The organism is Desulfosporosinus sp. I2, assembly GCF_000960765.1.
In the GTDB taxonomy this organism is placed as follows: domain Bacteria; phylum Bacillota; class Desulfitobacteriia; order Desulfitobacteriales; family Desulfitobacteriaceae; genus Desulfosporosinus.
Genome location: NZ_JYNH01000316.1, coordinates 1 through 546 on the forward strand (window position 1 = coordinate 1; position 546 = coordinate 546).

The following is a 546-nucleotide window of genomic DNA, read 5'->3' on the forward strand; positions in this document are numbered from 1 at the left end:
ATTCCAGTTTCAATGATTCTCAACGATGCTTTAATTTCTGGTATGACAGTTATCGGAATCCGATTCAAAAATAATGAAGTTTATGTTCCTGAGATGTTGATAGCGGCACGTGCAATGCAATCTGGCTTGAATGTACTTAAGCCCTTATTTGTAAAAGAAGGAATCAAGGAGAAGGCTACTGTTGTAATTGGAACAGTTAAGGGTGATTTGCATGATATTGGTAAAAACCTCGTAAAGATGATGTTTGAAGGCGCTGGCTACAAGGTCATAGACCTAGGTACTGACGTTGGACCAGAAAAATTTGTGCAAGCTGTAAAAGATCATAAGCCTCAAATTGTGTGCATGTCAGCTTTACTAACAACTACGATGTCCCAGATGAAAGCAACTGTTGAGCAGTTGAGCCCCTTTGCAGATCAAATTAAAATCCTTGTTGGCGGCGCTCCAGTCACACAGAACTTTGCTAATGAGATAGGTGCTGACGGCTATGCGACCGATGCAGCCAGTGCTGTTGACAAAGCCAATGAGGTTTTAGGGTTATAATTATTT

General features: G+C 40.8%; 1 protein-coding gene. It reads left to right on the forward strand.

Translation table 11 applies throughout. The features are described from left to right. The coding region (locus UF75_RS25900) for a corrinoid protein (RefSeq protein ID WP_045577382.1) at positions 1-540 on the forward strand (540 nt) is incomplete at its 5' end. Positions 541-546 lie beyond the last annotated feature (6 nt).